The organism is Parasphingorhabdus sp., from assembly GCF_036963705.1.
Taxonomy (GTDB): domain Bacteria; phylum Pseudomonadota; class Alphaproteobacteria; order Sphingomonadales; family Sphingomonadaceae; genus Parasphingorhabdus.
On the sequence record NZ_JBALUT010000076.1, the window covers coordinates 8,048 to 11,992 of the forward strand.

3 protein-coding genes are annotated in these 3,945 nt (G+C 55.4%); all 3 read left to right on the forward strand.

The window, feature by feature from the left end; all coding sequences use genetic code 11:
- A partial coding sequence (locus tag V7680_RS13420) for a TolC family protein (protein WP_335653773.1) occupies positions 1-953 on the forward strand: 953 nt, incomplete at its 5' end.
- Positions 950-2,440 (forward strand): efflux RND transporter periplasmic adaptor subunit, encoded by a 1,491-nt coding sequence (locus tag V7680_RS13425; RefSeq protein ID WP_335653774.1) that lies wholly within the window; start codon positions 950-952, stop codon positions 2,438-2,440. The genes V7680_RS13420 and V7680_RS13425, both read left to right, overlap by 4 nt.
- The coding region (locus tag V7680_RS13430; protein WP_335653775.1) for an efflux RND transporter permease subunit at positions 2,437-3,945 on the forward strand (1,509 nt) is incomplete at its 3' end. The genes V7680_RS13425 and V7680_RS13430, both read left to right, overlap by 4 nt.

Below are 3,945 nucleotides of genomic sequence, written 5' to 3' on the forward strand. Positions count from 1 at the left end.
GCCAGGATATTCCCAATGGCGCAAAAAGACGCGCTCGTGCCGGTCAGGCGATGGCGGACATAACCGTGGCAAGAGCCAATAAGGAAGCTTTGGTTCAGGATGTGCAGCTTTATTCTGCGCTTTCCTGGATCGATCTCTATTACGCCCAGCGGCGGCTCCAAATACTGGAAGTTTTGCAGCAAAGCCTCAATGAAGTCTCGGCAACGGCTGGCGCGCGCCTTGAATCAGGGACCACACGTCCAGCTCAAGCGTTCGAGCCGGAACGGCTGATCGCGAAACTGGCTGACCGGCGCTCGCTGCGCGCCGCCGATATTGAAAAGGCCCGGGCAATGCTCGCGCGGTGGACCGGCATCGACCGCCCCGAAACCCAAGGCAATCTCCCTGAATTCACCATCGACCGGGAAGCTCTTGTCAGCACGATCAAGGAGCTACCCATTCTGGATATTCAGGATGCGAAAGTAGAACGTGCGGACGCCGACGTGGAACTGGCGCGGGCGAACAAGCGACCCGACTTCAGTGTGAATGCCTCTTATGTGCATCGCCGGCCGGAATATGGCGAATATGTATCGGTTGGTGTAACGATCGATCTGCCGTTATTTGCAAAAAAGCGGCAAAATCCGATCATCGACGCGCGAATTTTGGAAGCGAGCGCAGCTCGGCTGGAAGCCAATGATCTGGAAAGGCAATTGCACGCAGAGCTCTCCAGCGATCTCGCCGCAAACCGGTCTTACCGGGAAAACTGGGAACGGTCCAAGAACACACTTTTACCCTTGGCCAAAAAACAGGCTGAACTGGAGCGGGTCAGCTATGGTGCCGGGCGCGTTGATCTGGACACGGCGCTCAATGCAGCCGTGGCCTTCGCAGAGGCGGAAATCGATCTGCTCGACCGGGAAGCCACGTTGGTTCGCGACACGGTTCGCATCAAATATACTTATGAAAGGACCCAGCCATGACGCTGACATCCATACAAAAAAATAAATGGGGCGCTCTTGTTCTTGTAGCGGTTCTGGCCGCGGGCGGTGGCGGATATTGGCTCGGCACCGGCGGGGCTGGCGAAAGCAGCGAAACGGCGGCTACGCAGGGCGACGGGGAGATCCTCTATTATTACGATCCGATGTTTCCCCAGCAAAAATTTGACAAGCCGGGCAAGTCTCCGTTCATGGATATGCAACTTCTTCCCAAATATGCGGATGAGGGTAGTGATGGAAATGTAGGAGAACCGGGGATCACCATTGCTCCTGGTATTGCACAAAATCTGGGTATCCGCACCGCTGAGGCACTGGTTGGCAAGATTGAATCCAATCTCCGGGTAACGGGAACAATCGAGTTTAACGAACGCGATATTGCCATTGTTCAGGCCAGGTCGGGCGGATTTGTTCAGCGAACCTATCGCCGTGCTCCCAGCGACATTGTGCCCGCAGGAGCTCCATTGGCAGACATATTGGTGCCCGACTGGGGCGGAGCACAGGCGGAATATCTTGCGTTAGCACGAAGCGGCAATGATCGTTTTGCCGCTTCGGCCAAGGAAAGAATGCGGCTGCTCGGCATGCCAGACGATTTGATCCGCCGGGTTGCGCGAACCGGAAGACAGCAAAGCGTTTACACGGTTTCAACGCCCATTGGCGGGGTGATTGAAAGCCTGAGCGTAAGACAAGGCATGACCTTGGCTGAAGGCCAGTCGCTGGCACAAATTAATGGACTGAACACAGTGTGGCTGAATGTCGCCATTCCCGAAGCAAGAGCATCGGAAATTCGGGTGGGACAGCGCGCCGTTGCTGAACTTCAAAGCTTCCCCGATATGGAATTTGCGGGCAAAGTCATCGCCATTCTTCCGTCCGCTGAAACCGAAACCAGAACGCTTACGGGAAGGATCGAACTGGCTAATAGAGGCGGCCGGCTTCGTCCGGGCATGTTCGCTACTGTTGATATGGGTGATACGGGCAGTCCCGCTATTATTGTTCCAAGCGAAGCGATTATCGCGACCGGCGCTCGCAATTTGGTAATGCTGGCAAGCGGCAATGGTCGCTATCGGCCGGCAGAGGTCAAAATTGGCCGCGAAGGCGGCGGGCAGACGGAAATATTGGCTGGCCTGTCACCAGGTGAAAAAGTGATCGTTTCTGGCCAATTCCTCGTCGATTCAGAAGCAAGCCTATCGGGGATCAAAGTGCGCCCGATTGATGGTGATCAGAAAAGCGCGCCCACAAAAATGTCCGACTATCAAACCTCAGGCAGAATTGAAGCGATCAAAAGCGGTGCGGTCACCTTGTCGCACGAACCGGTGCCTGCTCTCAAATGGCCGGCGATGACTATGGACTTCAAACTCGCCAAACCGGGTTTATTGCGCGGCTTTAAAAAGGGCGACCGCGTGACCTTCCGCTTCATGCAAATGAAAACCGGATCAACGATCACCAGCATTAGCCGCGCAGAGGCCGGCCAATGATCGATAAGGTCATCCGCCTCAGCGTAAAAGCGCGCATATTTGTCCTGCTCATAATGGCAGCATTGCTGGCCTCGGGTATCTGGGCCGTCAGAACCATGCCGGTCGATGCGCTGCCGGACCTTTCCGATGTGCAGGTGATCATTCGCACCTCCTATCCCGGACAAGCACCGCAGATCGTCGAAAACCAGGTAACTTATCCACTCGCGACCACGATGCTGTCGGTTCCGGGGTCGCGCGCAGTGCGCGGCTATTCATTCAATGGAGACAGCTATGTCTATGTGCTGTTCGATGACAGCACCGATCTCTATTGGGCGCGTTCACGGGTTCTGGAATATCTTAATCAGGTCCAGGCGGATCTCCCGGCCGGCGTTGTCCCGACGCTGGGACCAGATGCAACCGGCGTCGGCTGGATCTATGAATATGCCCTTGTCGACCGAACCGGGCGCAATGACCTGTCCCAGCTTCGCTCGTTGCAGGACTGGTTCCTCCGCTATGAATTGCAGACCATTCCCGGCGTTGCGGAAGTCGCATCCATTGGCGGTATGGTCAAACAATATCAGGTCGTGCTTGATCCTGACCGGATGGTGTCTCTGGGGATTGATCAAGACAGCGTGATCAAGGCCATCCAGAACGCCAATATGGAAGTCGGTGGTTCGATCGTGGAAATGGCAGAACGCGAATATATCGTGAGGGCCAACGGCTATCTGGAAAATCTAGATGATTTCCGGGCCATTCCCTTGAAAACCGCGCGCGGCGGTATTCCCGTCACCTTGGGTGATATTGCGCGGATTCAAATAGGCCCCGAGATCAGACGCGGGATAGCGGAACTGAACGGTGAAGGCGAAGTGGCTGGCGGCGTCATTATCTTGCGCTCCGGTAAAAACGCCCGCGAAACGATTGCCGGGGTGAAAGCGAAGCTTGCGACGCTCAAGCAGAGCCTGCCGCCCGGAGTCGAGATTGTGACGACCTATGACCGTTCCGAACTGATCGACAAGGCGGTCGATAATCTCACCACGAAATTGCTCGAAGAATTTATCGTCGTTGCCATAGTCTGCGCATTGTTCCTTTGGCACGCCCGCTCCGCACTCGTGGCAATTTTAACCCTACCGCTTGGTATATTGATCGCTTTTCTGGTGATGCGCTTTCAGGGGATTAACGCTAATATCATGTCGCTTGGCGGAATTGCCATTGCCATTGGCGCGATGGTCGATGCCGCCATTGTCATGATTGAGAACGCGCATAAGCATCTTGAAAAATGGCAGAATGACAACCCGGACGCCGAAATGCCGGGCGAAAAGCGATGGCAGCTGATCGTCGATGCAGCGGTTGAAGTTGGCCCGGCGCTTTTCCTCAGCCTGCTCATCATCACCTTTTCATTCCTGCCGATCTTTACCTTGGAAGGGCAGGAAGGACGGTTGTTCTCTCCGCTGGCATTTACAAAAACCTACGCGATGGCGGGGGCTGCCATTCTCTCGATCACCTTGATCCCGGTGTTGATGGGCTAT

Excerpts from the sequence above, each read along its gene's own strand:
- V7680_RS13425 (WP_335653774.1), top strand. The coding sequence starts at position 950 with ATGACGCTGACATCCATACAAAAAAATAAATGGGGCGCTCTTGTTCTT.